16 protein-coding genes are annotated in these 12,317 nt (G+C 62.1%); 3 read left to right on the plus strand and 13 right to left on the minus strand.

Annotated elements, in window-relative coordinates; translation table 11 throughout:
• Positions 1-65: 65 nt before the first annotated feature.
• Positions 66-632, minus strand: coding sequence for an RNA polymerase sigma factor (locus ACLBKR_RS14385; RefSeq protein WP_112829276.1), 567 nt, complete (start codon positions 630-632; stop codon positions 66-68).
• On the minus strand, positions 632-838 hold the full coding sequence (locus ACLBKR_RS14390; protein WP_112829275.1) for a NepR family anti-sigma factor: 207 nt from the start codon (positions 836-838) through the stop codon (positions 632-634). The genes ACLBKR_RS14385 and ACLBKR_RS14390 overlap by 1 nt, the downstream gene beginning before the upstream one ends.
• 145 nt (positions 839-983) lie before the next feature.
• On the opposite strand from ACLBKR_RS14390, the gene ACLBKR_RS14395 reads away from it, so the two are divergent.
• Positions 984-1,148: a DUF1328 domain-containing protein gene (locus ACLBKR_RS14395; protein ID WP_113424612.1), complete on the plus strand. Its 165-nt coding sequence runs from the start codon at positions 984-986 to the stop codon at positions 1,146-1,148.
• A gap of 149 nt (positions 1,149-1,297) precedes the next feature.
• Here ACLBKR_RS14395 and ACLBKR_RS14400 read toward each other — a convergent pair whose 3' ends face one another.
• From ACLBKR_RS14400 to ACLBKR_RS14415, 4 genes are all read right to left on the minus strand, one after another.
• A complete protein-coding gene (locus ACLBKR_RS14400) occupies positions 1,298-1,642 on the minus strand; it encodes a hypothetical protein (protein WP_113424397.1) in 345 nt (114 codons plus the stop codon).
• Between the two features lie 117 nt (positions 1,643-1,759).
• The gene (locus ACLBKR_RS14405) at positions 1,760-2,815 is read right to left on the minus strand and encodes a putative zinc-binding metallopeptidase (RefSeq protein WP_113447740.1); all 1,056 of its coding nucleotides are present in this window, start codon (positions 2,813-2,815) and stop codon (positions 1,760-1,762) included.
• A gap of 96 nt (positions 2,816-2,911) precedes the next feature.
• Entirely contained in the window at positions 2,912-3,910 is a 999-nt protein-coding gene (locus ACLBKR_RS14410) for a sensor histidine kinase (RefSeq protein ID WP_113447741.1), read from the minus strand.
• Positions 3,911-4,014: 104 nt separating this feature from the next.
• Positions 4,015-4,809, minus strand: coding sequence for a response regulator (locus tag ACLBKR_RS14415; protein WP_112829270.1), 795 nt, complete (start codon positions 4,807-4,809; stop codon positions 4,015-4,017).
• Between the two features lie 151 nt (positions 4,810-4,960).
• On the opposite strand from ACLBKR_RS14415, the gene ACLBKR_RS14420 reads away from it, so the two are divergent.
• Complete coding sequence (locus ACLBKR_RS14420) at positions 4,961-5,149, plus strand: NepR family anti-sigma factor (protein ID WP_112829376.1); 189 nt, start codon at positions 4,961-4,963, stop codon at positions 5,147-5,149.
• A 4-nt stretch (positions 5,150-5,153) separates the two neighbouring features.
• On the opposite strand, the gene ACLBKR_RS14425 is transcribed toward ACLBKR_RS14420, so the two are convergent.
• Positions 5,154-5,603, minus strand: coding sequence for a hypothetical protein (locus ACLBKR_RS14425; protein ID WP_414899459.1), 450 nt, complete (start codon positions 5,601-5,603; stop codon positions 5,154-5,156).
• Between the two features lie 2 nt (positions 5,604-5,605).
• Complete coding sequence (locus ACLBKR_RS14430) at positions 5,606-5,968, minus strand: glycine zipper domain-containing protein (protein ID WP_113447742.1); 363 nt, start codon at positions 5,966-5,968, stop codon at positions 5,606-5,608.
• A gap of 240 nt (positions 5,969-6,208) precedes the next feature.
• Between ACLBKR_RS14430 and ACLBKR_RS14435 the strand changes: the two genes are divergently transcribed.
• Positions 6,209-6,406 (plus strand): CsbD family protein, encoded by a 198-nt coding sequence (locus ACLBKR_RS14435; protein WP_112829267.1) that lies wholly within the window; start codon positions 6,209-6,211, stop codon positions 6,404-6,406.
• Between the two features lie 63 nt (positions 6,407-6,469).
• On the opposite strand, the gene guaD is transcribed toward ACLBKR_RS14435, so the two are convergent.
• From guaD to ACLBKR_RS14460, 5 genes are all read right to left on the minus strand, one after another.
• Complete coding sequence (gene guaD, locus ACLBKR_RS14440) at positions 6,470-7,846, minus strand: guanine deaminase (protein ID WP_414899460.1); 1,377 nt, start codon at positions 7,844-7,846, stop codon at positions 6,470-6,472.
• Positions 7,847-8,017: 171 nt separating this feature from the next.
• Entirely contained in the window at positions 8,018-8,872 is an 855-nt protein-coding gene (locus ACLBKR_RS14445; RefSeq protein ID WP_414899461.1) for an aromatic ring-hydroxylating dioxygenase subunit alpha, read from the minus strand.
• A gap of 14 nt (positions 8,873-8,886) precedes the next feature.
• Positions 8,887-10,287 (minus strand): 8-oxoguanine deaminase, encoded by a 1,401-nt coding sequence (locus tag ACLBKR_RS14450; RefSeq protein ID WP_414899462.1) that lies wholly within the window; start codon positions 10,285-10,287, stop codon positions 8,887-8,889.
• 49 nt (positions 10,288-10,336) lie between these two features.
• Complete coding sequence (locus ACLBKR_RS14455) at positions 10,337-11,317, minus strand: isopenicillin N synthase family dioxygenase (protein WP_113447744.1); 981 nt, start codon at positions 11,315-11,317, stop codon at positions 10,337-10,339.
• Positions 11,318-11,368: 51 nt separating this feature from the next.
• A complete protein-coding gene (locus tag ACLBKR_RS14460; RefSeq protein WP_113447745.1) occupies positions 11,369-12,304 on the minus strand; it encodes an ABC transporter permease in 936 nt (311 codons plus the stop codon).
• Between the last annotated feature and the right edge of the window lie 13 nt (positions 12,305-12,317).

Consider the following 12,317-nt stretch of genomic DNA (forward strand, 5'->3'; position numbering starts at 1 on the left):
TATGGATGCGGAGCGTCTTCGATCAGAAGACGCTCCGCGACGACCTTTCGTCAATATGACCGGAGCTACCCGGCAAAGGCACGCTTGGTGACGGCGGAACTGTCGGCGTCGGGGCCGTAATCGCCCTGGCCGCTGACGGCGAGAATTTCCTGCAGCTTGGTGCGGGCGCGGTTGATACGGCTTTTGATCGTGCCGACGGCACAGCCGCAGATTTCGGCCGCTTCCTCATAAGCGAAGCCGGAGGCGCCGACGAGAATGATCGCTTCGCGCTGGTCGCTCGGAAGCTGGTCCAGCGCGCGCTTGAAATCCTGGAAGTCGAGCGCGCCGTATTGCTGCGGATGCGTCGCAAGCTGTGCCGTGAAGATGCCGTCGCTGTCGGAAACCTCGCGGCCGCGCTTGCGCATCTGCGAGTAGAACTCGTTGCGCAGAATGGTGAAGAGCCAGGCCTTCATGTTGGTGCCGGGTTCGAAGTGATCCTGCTTGGCCCAGGCTTTCATGATCGTTTCCTGGACCAGATCGTCAGCCATGTGATGGCGACCGGTCAGGGAAACGGCGAAGGCACGCAGGTTGGGTAAGGCCGCAAGCAGCTCCCGCTTGAAAGAGCGATCGTTCGTCAGGTTTTCTGCGGTCATTATGCGGTGTCCCTGATGCCGTAACTGTTATCGACCTGCTTCTCCGCCATGTCCAGTTTCTCGAGCAGGCTGAGAAAGCGATCGGGGATCCCTTCCTCCTCCACGGAGCGATAATAGGCGCGAAGCTGGGCTGAAATTCCGGCATGCACACCCGCCGGGCTTTGCCCGTTACCAGCGGCCGATGTTTGATTGGGTGACTTGGTCATTCTCGTCCAGTTGGCTGTTTGCGTTCGTGCCGGTAAACGATGAACTATTCCTAAGGTTCCATGAGTTTCCGATTTTTCCGACGGCTCCGAAATGGAACAATTGGAGAAGGCCGACGTTTTCCTGCCATCATCCAAGGAGGATCTCATGCTTTACTATGCTCTTGTTTTCCTGATCGTGGCCCTGATTGCCGGCGTGCTTGGCTTCGGTGGCATTGCCGGCGCATCGGCAGGCATCGCCAAGATTCTGTTCCTCGTCTTCATTGTTCTGTTCCTTGTCTCCCTGGCCAGCCGCCTGTTCCGCAGGGTCTGAACGATCCCGCAAACAAAACACCCGGACGTCGTCCGGGTGTTTTGCGTTTCAGGATAGGCGGAGCGCGCGGTAGGCATCGGCACGCTTTCGTCATCGACGGGAACCGTTCTTCTCGCCCGAAAGGGGAAGGTTTTATGAGCCGCCGGGCATCAGCGCGTCTTCGCCACAAGGGCAAACGGCCCTTCCGCTTTTGCCGTATTCGCCAGCGCCTGGGCCTCGACGGCAGGCAGTCCGCGCTTCGACAAGCCGGCCAGTCTCGCCGGGTCGATGGTCCGGTTTATCTGCGGCCGGCCGGCGAGAAGGGCCGGATCGACGGGAATGCAATTGCCGTAGATGATCCGGGCGAGCTTTTCCGCTTTCGCGGTTTCGCCCGGCAGGGCCAATCGACATTCCTGGGTCGAATGGTAGGACACGACAGCGATCGGCTCCTCCAGACAGCGAGCCGTATCCGGGGGGCATGCAATGAGAACCATCAGAGCTGCAAGCGTGTCCATTGGCGTTCTCCTCAAGTGGAAGATTAACGCAAAACAACGCCGGATGTTCCTTAAAGTATTAGTATAACACCAAAGTGATTTTCGCCCGCTGCCGGGGCGTCAACTCCTCGATTGTAATTAGCCCTTATGAATAAGGTCATGAATATATTGCAGCTTCGCGAACACCGGAACGGAGAGCACAAAGGGATAGAGATCCCGTTGTCCCATGCTGCGGTTGATGCTGTTGATCGCGATCGTCAGCGGTACCCACGCATCGACCAGAACCTGCGCGTTGACCGCGCGGTAACTGTCGAAGGTCGTGGTGAGCGCAAGTCCGTCGGCGTCCGTTTCGGGGCTGGTCCGCAAGCCGAAGGCATCGGCGGTGTCGAGCGCATCGACGATGTGGAAGTAATGCGCCCAGGTCTCGGCAAAATCCTCCCACGGATGGCTTGCCGCATAGGCGCTGATGAAATTCTGCTCCCAGCCCTGCGGCGGTCCTTCGGCATAGTGTCGCCGCAGCGCCTCGCCGTAATCCGCGCGCTCATCGCCGAAAACGGCACGGAAGTCGTCTGTCGCTCCGCGGTCACGCACCAGTTTTTCCCAGTAGTAATGCCCCACTTCATGGCGGAAATGGCCGATCAGCGTGCGGAAGGGTTCCCCCAGCGAAACCCGCCGCGCTTCGCGTTCGGCGTCGGACGCCTCGGCGACATTGAGCACGATCAGGCCGTCGGCATGCCCGGTCATGACCGGAGAGCCGGTGGCCCCATTGCCTCCGTCGGAAAGAAACTCGAATCCGAGACCGCCCTGAGGATCTGCCGCCCGGGTGACGAGGGGAAGACCGAAGCGCATCAGGGAATAAAACAGATAGCGCTTGGCGAGTTCGATCCTCTGCCAGTTCTCCACATTTTCAGGGATATCGAGGTCGGGGATCGTCAGGTTATGCCGGCAGGCGAGGCAGAAACCGGAAGGGTCGCCATCCTCGACCAGCCAGTTGCATCCGCCCGTCTGCGCATTGGCGCAAAGCTGAAGCGGCGTGGCGGGGGCGGCCGGGTCGACGGCACCGCCATCCCCAGGCTGAACCGCGACCATGTCGAAACGGCTCGGCCGATAGGCGAGCCCCATGCCGCAGGTCACACAGGCATTGTTGTCGAAATGCACGACATTGGCGCAGTTGCTGCAGGAAAAGAGCCGCATCGGTATCCCGTGACGTCAGGAGGAAAAAGATCGGACCCGCATCTTTCGACAACGGGAAACCCTCGGTCAATGCGGCGGAACGAGCTTGGTTCCCCTTCAGTCCTCGATCTCGAGCGGGAACCGCAGTTCATAGAGCACTTCGCCAGCCTCCATCGTGTGCACCGCACTGCCGTTGACGGATGTCGGCACGACTCGCTCCAGCACCGTGCTGCCGAACCGCGACGTCCTCAAGGCATCTTCGGCCTCGCTGTCGGCCTTGCCGAGAGGCTCCCTCCACAGGATCACGATTTCGGGACCCTTTTCGCCCTCGACCCGCATGCAGCTCACTTCGATCGGCTTTCGCCGGGCGATGAAGTCTCCGTGGCTGACGGCATTGACGATCAGTTCGTGCAGCGCCAGACCGATATGCAGCGAGGCATTCGGCGACAGCAGGATGTTTTCGCCGGTCGCGCGAACGAGGTCGACATTGTCCTGTACGTAGCGATCGACCTGCTGCTGGACGAGGTCGCGGAAATAGGCCCCGCGCCAGCTGGAATCGGTGATGAGATCCTGCGACTGGGAAAGAGCATGCAGCCTTCCGCGAAACTTCGCGAGAAACATTTCCAGCGTCCCGGAATAGCGCGCGGTCTGCGAAGCGATGCTCTGAATGATTGCCAGCAGGTTCTTCGACCGGTGGCTGACCTCCCGCAACAGGGCCCGCAGCAGGCGTTCACGGCGCCGGTCCTCGGTGCGGTCCATGACGATCGTCACGAGGTGAAGTTTTCCGTTGGACATCTCGATCAGCCGACACCGGAATTCGAAAAAGGTATCGTCTCCCGGCTCGATCTCGAGTTCGGCACGCTCCCCAGCTTTGCTCAGCCCTGCCTTGAGTTCCGCCAGTCTTGCTCCGATATCGGGGCCGAAGATCGTCTCGTCCGTCGGAACCGCCCCGGCGGGCAGAAACCAGCGGGGCGGCAGCGTCGTGATGCAGATATATTTTCCCTGGCAATCCTGCAGCGTGAGGCTGGCGCTCATATCGATCAGGGCGGTTATGAAAAACTCGCGCAATAGCTCGTCGCCGCGCTGAGGTTCAAACCATGTCAATCGATGTACCAACTTCTCACTCCGCCGCTCTGGGCAATCCGCTTCCGTCAGGGTCTCCCTCACCCGCCGCGGGGGCGGATTCCCCCCGTGGCCGCGAGCTTAAAACACGGCTGCAATCAGGCTTGTTCCGCCACCCGTTCGTTGAAGAACAGCGCCTGGCTAATCAAAGCCTTGACCATGTCGGGATTGAACGGCTTCGTGACCAGGAAGGCCGGTTCCGGGCGCTCGCCCGTCAGCAGCCGCTCCGGAAATGCCGTGATGAAGATCACCGGCACCGTATCGACCTTGAGAATATCGTTGACCGCATCGATGCCGGAACTGCCGTCGGCAAGCTGGATATCGGCGAGCACCATCTTCGGATTGGTGCGGTTGTAGAGTTCGACGGCCTCGCCATGCGTGCGCGCAATGCCGGTGACGCGGTGGCCGAGGTCTTCCACCATCTGCTCGATGTCGAGCGCGATCAGCGGCTCGTCCTCGATAATCATGACATCGGTCGCGACCTGCCTGGAAATCTCGTGGGAGGCTTCGTTGAAGAGAGCGGTGAACTCGTCTTCGCCGACCCCCAGGATTTCCGCGGCCTCGACAGGGGTGAAGCCCTCGACCGTTATCAGCAGGAAGGCGTGACGCGCCCGCGTCGGCACGGCGGCAAGATTGGCGGCGGCGCGCTTTTCCCAGGCGAATGGTGAGGTGACCTCGGGAATTTCCACATCCGTTGAATCGAAGATGGTGACGAACAGTCTATAAAGTGCGACGCGGTCGTCGCCAGACTTCGGAAAGATCGATATATCCTCGATCAGCGCCTCCAGGACCGCTGCCACATAGGCATCGCCTGATGTCTGCGATCCCGTGACCGCACGGGCATAACGTCGGAGATAGGGCAGATGGGCAGCAACGCGGGCAGTCAGCGACATTCAATTTCTCCAATAGAGATAAGGTATGGTTATGCTTCGGCAGGGAACGCGGCCTGATAAAAATAGTTCCGCGCCCGAGGAACTTTTTTTATTTGACCCGCTTAAGGCAATAATCTCATCTTCGCGACACGCTCAATCGGACTTCATGACCATGGCAGGCAAGCAATCGGACCGCAAGGACGGGCCAAAGACCGCAGAGACCAAAAGGCAGAATGCCAACGCCATGATTGCCTCCCGGCTTCGCAGCTATTACGACAGCATCATCGAGGAAGGCACGCCCCCGCAATTTCTCGATCTTCTCGAGCGGCTGGATCAGGCCGAGCGCAATAGCAAGGGATAGGCGGTCACTCCGCCGGCGGCCTTCCGAAGCCGCGGCTCTTCGCCAGCACGTAGACGAAACCTGCCACCAGCGCCGTCGTCGCAATCGGGTTTTGCCGCACCATTTCCGGCAGTTCCCGCATCAGTCCGCTGGCAAGCGGATCGACCTGGCTGCGCATGCCAAGCTGGCGGGCGATCCGCGCCTGCTCCGTTTGCCGGTTGAGGACGGCCACGACCGCAAGCGTCACCACGGCAGCGGCAAAAGCGGCGGCGGCAACCACCAGGGCGGCGGCAACAGCTCCCGCCTCCGCGGAAACCCAGAGCGCCAGCGCCGTAACCAGCGCCCCGTAGGCCGTGAGCAGGAACAGCCCGACCAGCACTCCGCCGATGGCGGAGCGTTTCGTCTCGACGATCGTCGAGCGCATGTCGACCTGGCCAAGCGCGAGGGCCAGTATCTGTGCGATCACTCCGTTCATGCTCACCGCCGCGTCAGAAGGGCGGCGACGAAACCGATACCGGCGGCAATCGCAACCGACTGCAGGGGACGGCTGCGGATATGCGCTTCCAGATCCTGTTCGGCGGCGGCAAGGCTGGTGCGGGCGGTATCGACATACTGGGCTGATGCTTCCGCGACATCGGCGCCGAGCTGGCTTGCGCGGTCTCCCGCTTCCTTCAGCTTGCCGTTACCGAAAGAGGCCAGCGTCTGGGTAAGCGCCGCGAGATCGTTTCTGAGCTTTTCCAGTTCGGCCTGAATGTCTTCGGCCGTGGCGTCGCTATTGCCTTTGCTACGACCTTCTGCGGCAAGCCCGTTTGCCTTTTCCGTGCCCGATATTGAAGCCATCTGACATCTCCTTTGATTTTCTCGTTCCGCTCCATAGAACACGCACCGGCGCGGATCGGTTCCAGAAAGATCCGCTTTTTCCGAGATGGCAAGAGACAAATGAGACGCAGGCGGGTCAGTCCATGTTTCAGGGCTGCGCTTCGTGACCGTGTCTTCTGGAGCGGAACCTCAACCGGCCTGAGGCGTTCACCACCGGAGATCGCGACCTCTGAATGTGAACAAACCTCAAGGAGATTGAAGATGAACTGGAATCAGATCGAAGGCAATTGGGAGCAGTTCAAGGGCAAGGCCCAGGCCCAGTGGGGCAAGCTCACGGGCGACGACCTCGACGTGATCGCCGGCAACCGCAAGCAGCTCGCAGGCAAGATCCAGGAGGCCTATGGCAAATCGCAGGAAGAAGCCGAACGCGAAATCGACGTCTGGATGAACAGGCACTGATCGTGATCGCGGCGTGACGGTGGCGGCCTTTCCCAAACCGGGAAGGGCCGCTTTCGTATGCAATCATTCCCGGCCCGCGACATCTCCGTCCACCCATACGGTCGTGATGTTCGCCTTCGAGGCCGTGAAGACGATTTTCTGCAGAATGCCCTCGCCGCTGTCGAACTCGCCCCAGAGGCGGATCGAACCGGCCTTCGCCCGGGTATCGATGACGATCGCGTCGAAGCGGTATCCCGGTGAAAACTGCCCGACCGGAAGATCGAGCGCCTTTGCGCCACCCGCCGTCGCGACATGGAAGGCGTGACGGAAATCGATCCGCGCCGGCTGGCCGCCCGCCCTGTCCGTCGCGCCCGCCGCCGGGTCGACACCCGTCTCCAGCATCCGCGATACCGTCACTGCGGCGCGGCAGTTCTCCAGCATGGAAGCGCTCGGCCCGCCGGAAATATCGGTTCCAAGGCCGACATGCAGCCCCTTTTCCAGCGCCGCCCGGAGCGGAAAGACCGCGCCGGCGAAATAGGCGTTCGAAAGCGGGCAATGGGCGACGGCCGCCTCTCGCACCCTGATCTTCTCCATGTCGCTTGCCGTCAGGAGATTGGAATGGGCAAGCATCGTATGCCGTCCGAGCAGGCCGAAACGGTCGAGGCTTTCCGTGTCCGTCACGCCATGCCGGGAAAGAACGTAGCCGTGTTCCCAGTCGCTCTCCGAGCAATGGGTCTGCACATGGCAGCCGCATTCCCGTGCGATCGCGCCAAGCCCTTCCAGCGCCGCATCGGTGCAGGAGGGAATGAAACGCGGCGTGACCACCGGCTTCACCCGTCCCTCGCCGTTTTCCGGATGCATCCGGACATAGTCGATCAGCGCCCGCGTGCCTTCGAGCGCCGCATCGACGGACACATCCCGGTAATAATCCGGGCAGCTCTCGGCATTGTCCATGGCGACCTTGCCGATCAGGGCGCGCTGGCCCTTTTCGAGGCAGATATCGACGAGCGCCCGTGTCGCATCCTGATGCACTGTGGCGAAATAGAGCGCTGTCGTCGTGCCGTTGGCGATCAGGTCCTCGACCAGCAGCGAATAGGCCCGCTTGGCAAAGGCGAGATCGGCATAACGCGCCTCCAGCGGAAACGTATATGTCTGCAGCCAGACCTCGAGCGGCACGTCGAGCGCGCCGCCGAGCTGCGGATATTGCGGCGCATGCACATGGCAATCGACAAAGCCCGGCAGGAGATACGACCCTTCCGGCAGCCTCTCGAGCGTGCCAGACGCGATGGCCGCCTGTTTCGCCGCCTCGTAGCCCTCCTCCGCCGGCTTCAGCACGGAACGGATCGCCCCCTCCCCGTCGACCGCGATCAGGACGTCCGTCAGCACATCGATCTCGCCCGGAACCGGGGCATGGAAGCCGGAGGCGAGCAGGGTTTTGTTGCGAAGGGTGGAGATGGACATGGTGCCTGCTTTATCTGGGTGGGAGCTCGCGACATGCGCCCTTCTCCCCGTGAACGGGGAGAGGTGGCGGCGACCGGGCGAGGAACATCCCATGTCATTGCCTTGCGGAGGTCGCCAGAGCAAGGGGAGAATAAGGTCACCAAACGTGGCTATCGTTCGGTCATGCGGCCCTTACGCCGCCATCGCGGACGTGCCGTAGGTGACGCCCTTTTCCTTCAGCCAGCGGCGATAGGCAATCGAGCTTGCATCCGCTCGCGTCGGGATTTCCGAGCGCGGTTCCATCGGCAGGAGCACCGGGCGCTGGTTTTCGAGAATGATGCGGTCCTGCAGGAAGATGAGCTGCTGGAAGTGGATGAGTTCGGTCGTGGTCGACACGTCGTCGATGAGATACATCACCGGATGCGCGCGGCAGCGGTCGGGATCGAGCGGCTGCACGAACAGGCAGATGACGTCCCAGCGATTGGTCGAGTTCGGGCAGGTCTTGTAGAGCAGCGTCGTGAACGGCGTCATCACCCGGTAGATATACTGGGTCATGATCCCGTCCTTGGCCGAGAGCGCCGCCTGCGGCTGGAAGAACTGGCAATTGGTCGCCCAGACCTCATCGACATCGCGACGGATCTCGACATTGTAGTGCATGACCTCCGTATTCGGCTCCGCCCCAAGGATATCGGTGTGCACGAAGGGGAAATGCGCCATGTCGAGGAAGTTCTCGACGATCCTGAGCCCCGACGCCCTCACCGAGACTGCACCGCAGGGCACGTAGCGGCGATCGGGCTCGTCGGCTTCCGGCACCGGGAAGATGTCCTTCTCCGGCTCGCCGAGCGTCGTCCAGATGAAGCCGAACCGGCGCTTGATCGGCAGCGCCTCCTCACGCCCCTCAGCCTTCACGGTGATTTCGCCGTCTGCCGCGCGGGTCACCGTCAGATCCGTTCCGAGCAGGCGGTTTGCCGATGTCCCGAACGGGATCTCCTTTTCCGTGTCGATGGGATACCACTGGTCGATAGAAGCCCTGTCCGTCGCCTTCATTGTACCCTTCCTTCCTATTGCTGATAGATCCGCTCCATCACAGCTTCATGCTTTTCCAGCAGGCTGTCGATGTCAGCGGAGACGAATTCGCCGTTTTCGATGATGGCACGACCGTTGATGAACGAGTGATCGACCTTGAACGGTCCGCACATGACGAGTGCGGCCAGCGGGTCCCGCTGCGTACCGGAAAGCCCGAGCTGGCGCAATTTGATCGCGATGAAATCGGCACTCATGCCAGGAGCGAGATAACCGACATCGTCGCGTCCGAGGATCGTCGCCCCGCCGCGCGTTGCCATGGTCAGCGCCTCGCGGGCGGAAAGCGCGGACGGAGTGCCGCCAAACCCGCCACGCCCGCCGGGCGCTTCGGAGAGATATTTGTTCGGCGCCACCCGCTGCAGCATCATGGCAAGCCGCGCTTCCATGAACATGTTGGAGGTGTCGTTGGACGCCGACCCATCGACCCCGAGGCCGACATTCACGCCCTTGTCCAGCATTTCGCGGATCTTGGCGATCCCCTGCCCGCAACGCATGTTGGCCGAGGGACAATGGGCAACGCCGGTCCCCGTCGAGGCAAAGAGGTCTATTTCCTCCGATGTCATGAAGATCGAATGGGCGAACCAGACATCGGGTCCCAGCCAGCCGACCGATTCCGCAAAGCCGACCGAGCGCATCTTGTAGACGTCGTGGCAATAGATCTCCTCGAACAGGTCCTCGGCCAGATGAGAGTGCAAATGCACGCCGCTGTGGGAGCGGGCAAGCGCGGCCGCATCCTTCATCAGCGCCGGCGTCACCGAAAACGGCGAGCACGGCGCAAGGATGATTCGGCTCATCGAGTGCCGCGAATTGTCGTGATAGGTCGAGATCAGCCGTTCGGCATCCTTGAGGATGTCCTCTTCCTTCTCGACGCAATTGTCCGGCGGCAGGCCGCCCTGGCTCTGCCCGCGCGACATCGCGCCCCGCGCCGCATGGAAGCGAAGGCCCATGTCCTTCGCCGCATCGATGGTCGCATCCAGCGTGCAGTTGTTCGGCAGGATGTAGAGATGGTCAGATGACGTAGTGCAACCGGAGGCGATCAGTTCCGCCATGGCGACCCGCGCCGAAGTACCGATCGCGTCGTCATCGAGGTTCGACCAGATCGGATAAAGCGTCTTCAGCCAGACCAGCAGCTCATCGTCCTGCACCATCACCCGCGTCAGGTTCTGGTACATGTGGTGATGGATGTTCACCATGCCCGGCATGACGATATGGCCGGAAAGGTCGATCACCTCGTCCGCCGTCTCGCCGGCAAGTGTCGCCGTCGTCCCGACCTTCTCGATCACGTTGTCGCGGATGAAGAGCGCTCCGTCCTCGATCTCGCGGGCCGCGTCGTCGAAGGTCGCGAGATAGGTGATGTTCCTGACAAGCTTGGTGCTCACGCGAGCCTCCGGCTTTCGGCGATCACGGCGACGACCATCGGGCAGTCCGTCATGCATAGGTCCTTGCGTACATTTCCCGGAGATGGCCCTCGACCGTTGTCGGCTTGTATTTCGGCTCTTCGCCGGGCTTCAGGCAGGTCGGAATGCAGACCACCTTGTAGTTTGGCGCTCCGTCGTAGAAGAAGGGGATGGAATAGCGTTGCCGGCCCGAGGTGTTGATGACCCGGTGAAGGGTCGATTTGTAGAGATCGTTGGTCCAGCGGGCCATGGCATCGCCGAGATTGACGACGAAGGTGCCCGGCACCGGCTCGGCATGAATCCAGACTTCCTCGTTCTTGTCGAAGACCTGCAGGCCGCCGACATCGTCCTGCATCAGAAGCGTGATCGCGCCCCAGTCGGTATGGGCGCCCGCGCCGCGTTCGTTCTTCGGGGCATCAGGTGCCTGCGGCGGATAATGCAGGAGACGCAGCGTCGACACCGGCTCGATGTTGTAGCCCTTGAAATAATCCTCATCGAGATCGAGCGACAGCGCGATACCCTGCATCAGCCGGTTGCCGAGTTCCTGCATCGCCGCCTGATAGGCAAGCATCGTCGGGCGGAAGCCCGGCAGGCCGACCGGCCAGACATTCGGCCCGCAATTGAACAGGCCGCCCGTCACATAGGGGTGATCCTCCGCAAGTTCGAGGCCGATGTAATAGCCTTCCTTGCGGTCGGGCGGCGCACCGGCCTCCAGCGTCTGGCCGCCGAGCACCTCATAGCCGCGATTGCACTTGGACCGCCTGGATTTCTCCAGCTCCATCTTGGCTTCCGGGGACTGGGCGAAAAACCGCTTGGTTTCCTCGAAGACAGCGTCGATCAGCCCCTGCGAAATGCCGTGACCGGCGCAGTAGAAGAAGCCCTTGTCGATACAGGCGGCCCTGAGTTCTGCGGCGACCGCCCTGCGTTCCGTCTCGTCCGCCGAGGAAAGGCCGCCGATATCGATGACCGGCAGCGAGGCCCTGTCGATATGTTTTGCCGTAACCGTGTCCATGGCTTTCGCTCCGTTTCCAGGATGAACCGTTCGTCAAGACCCTCTGCGCCCTCAGCGGACGCTGCGGTAATAAGGCTCGCCAAGCGCGGCAGGCGCGGCCATCAGCCGGCGCATGCGCTGCCAGGCGATAACCGGCACGATGATGAAGGCGATGGTGCCGAGATAGGGCAGCATCGACAGGAAGGGCGGCGCGATCGGCCAGCCGCGCGCCTGGCCGACGAAGCCGAGCGCGGTGATGAAGCCGAACAGCAGGCCGGACAGCACAGCCGGGACCGGCCGGTAGCCGGCGAAGATGACCAGCGCCACCGCGATCCAGCCACGCCCCGCGACCACGCCGTCCGACCAGGCCGGCACGAAGGCCAGCACCAGATAGGCGCCGGCGCCGGCGGCGAGCGCCGAACCGGCCGCGACATAGCCGAAGCGGATGAGGTTGACGGGAATGCCCGCCGCGTCGGCGGCGGCCGGGTTTTCGCCGACCGCCCGCAGATTGAGCCCGTGCCGGGTCTTGAACATCAGGTAGCTGAAGCCGAACGGCAGGACGATGTAGATCAGGTAGACGAGGATGTTCTGGCTGAAGAAGGCCTGGCCGAACACCGGGATCGACGACAGCAGCGGAACGGCCACGCCCTCGAAGGTGACCGGCACCGGCATGCCGGAATAGCTCTTGCCGATCGTCTGGGCGAGGCCGGTTCCGATCAGCGTCAGCGCCAGCCCGCACAGCACCTGATTGGCCCGGATGGTGACGGTGGCGATGGCAAAGACACAGCCGAACAGGGCGCCGACCACCAGTGCCGCGAGGAAGCCCAGCAAGGGCGAGGGAAAGGCGGTGACGGTGGCGACGGCCGTGACGGCACCCATGGCCATCAGCCCCTCGGCGCCGAGATTGACGACGCCGACCCGTTCGGCCAGCACTTCGCCGAGCGCCGCCAGGGCCAGCACGCCGCCGGCAAGAAAGGCCGTGGTGAAAAGTCCGGTCAGGAGATCCATGGGTCGATCCTTT

The sequence above is a fragment of the Paenirhizobium cremeum genome (genome assembly GCF_047553425.1).
GTDB classification, from domain to species: Bacteria; Pseudomonadota; Alphaproteobacteria; order Rhizobiales; family Rhizobiaceae; genus Allorhizobium; species Allorhizobium cremeum.